The organism is Phormidesmis sp. 146-33 (assembly GCF_052939515.1).
On record NZ_JBJPHU010000264.1, the window covers coordinates 1 to 1,851 of the forward strand.

Genomic DNA, 1,851 nt, shown 5'->3' on the forward strand with positions numbered 1-1,851 from the left:
AGGGGATGAGCATATTTTTGGGGTTGCGAGAGCGAGTTCAATTGAGCAGGGTTTCAGCGCTATGAATTGCGACTAAGCTGGAGGGCGTTGCCATTTGCCAACCTGCCGATGCGAGTGACCCCTGTGCAAACCCCCTCAGAGCGCGTGGATGATCTGCCCCTGATTGTGCACTGGTTGAAGACGATGCAGATCGCCGAAATCATGGATAGGATGCTGATGCCGGTTCACCAGAATCGCCGGGGGCTGAGTTACGGTCAGTTGAGTGTGCTATTTGTCGCCTACGTGGTGACCCAGGCAGACCATCGGTTAAATCAAGTGGAAGCGTGGGTGCGGGCGCATCATCGGGCGTTAGAGGCAGTAACGGGCTGGAGCATCGGCGACAAAGATGCGAGTGATGACCGCCTGGCGGATCTGCTGAGTGTGTTGGGCGGCAGTGATGACCTCGCCACGCTGGAAGAAGCGATGGGTCGCCATCTAGTGCGAACCTATGCCTTGCCGACCGAAGTGGCGCGCTGTGATAGCAGCAGTTTTTCGGTGTATCACCAAAGCGACAATGGGGCAGCCGCTGTGCCAGTCCTGCAATATGGCTACAGCAAAGACCATCGCCCCGACCTGTTGCAATATCGCCATAGCTTGGGCAGCCTCGACCCCGCGGGCATTCCCTTAGTGAGTGCGACCTTACCGGGCAACGGCGCGGACGATTCAATGGACTATCCCTTCTGGCAAGGCTTGGTGTCGGCGATTGGGCATCGCGACTTTATCTACATTGCCGATGCCAAAGCCGCCAGTTATGAGACCCGCGCCAAACTCAGTCGGGTCAATGGATTGTACTGTTTCCCTATGCCGATGACGGGGCAAACTCCCGACCGATTGAAGCAATGGGTGCTTGACGCCCCAGCGCCGCTGCAAGAGATCCGACTACCCAGTCAAGCTGCCGAGGAACCCCCGAACTGCATGGGCTTTGAGGTCAGTCTCGGCACCTTTTGGCAAGCCGCTCCCAGCACCTATCGCGACCAGTGGCAGGAGCGCTATCTGGTGATTCGGGCGGCCGCTTTCGCCCAACGCCAAGTACAAGGATTGGAACAACGTTTGGAGCGCACCCAACAGGCCTTGGGAAAACTGGCAGCCAAACCTGCCAGCGATTGCTGTGTCTTGCAAAATCAGGGGCAAGCGATTCTGAAACGCCATCGCACCGAGACCTACTTCAGCACCACTATTACCCCACAACGAATCACCCGACAAGTCAAACCAGGGCGACCGAGCCGCAAAAATCCTCCCCCGCAACGCACGATTGAGCAATTCTGGCTCCAGTTTCAGCCCTTAGCAACCGCCATCCAGGAGGCGAAAACCCTCTGTGGTTGGCGCATCTATGTCACCAATGTCCCCGACCAACGGCTGAGTTTAGCCCAAGCGGTTGCTTACTATCGGCAACAATGGCAGTTAGAGCGCGGCTTCCATCGCTTCAAACGCGGCAACTTACCGGCCTTGCCGGTCTATCTGCAAGACTCGCTACGCATCCTCGGCTTGATGTTTCTGCTCACCATTGCCTTGCGGCTGTTCACCCTGATTGACTTTGTGGTTCAGCAGCAGTTGCACGCCCAACCACAACCGCTCGCCGGTCTCTAGGCGGGCAATCCCAAACGCACGACCACTCGCCCATCGGCGGAACAACTCTTGGCTGCTTTTGAGGGCATCACCCTTTACTTTCTCAAAGATGGCTCGGTGGAAATCACCCCCTTGAACCAGTTACAGCAAACCATCTTGACCCTCATGCGGGTGCCCTTGGACATCTATCAACTAGCGGTTTGATTAATTCCCCTGGTCTTTTTCAAATGAGCGAACCGACAGTGA

At 56.6% G+C, this 1,851-nt stretch carries 2 protein-coding genes; both read left to right on the plus strand.

The window, feature by feature from the left end:
• Positions 1 to 87 precede the first annotated feature (87 nt).
• Positions 88 to 1,626 (plus strand): IS1634 family transposase, encoded by a 1,539-nt coding sequence (locus ACJ2PR_RS35780; protein WP_446880622.1) that lies wholly within the window; start codon positions 88 to 90, stop codon positions 1,624 to 1,626.
• A gap of 48 nt (positions 1,627 to 1,674) precedes the next feature.
• Entirely contained in the window at positions 1,675 to 1,809 is a 135-nt protein-coding gene (locus tag ACJ2PR_RS35785; RefSeq protein ID WP_446870547.1) for a hypothetical protein, read from the plus strand.
• The last annotated feature ends 42 nt before the right edge of the window (positions 1,810 to 1,851 follow it).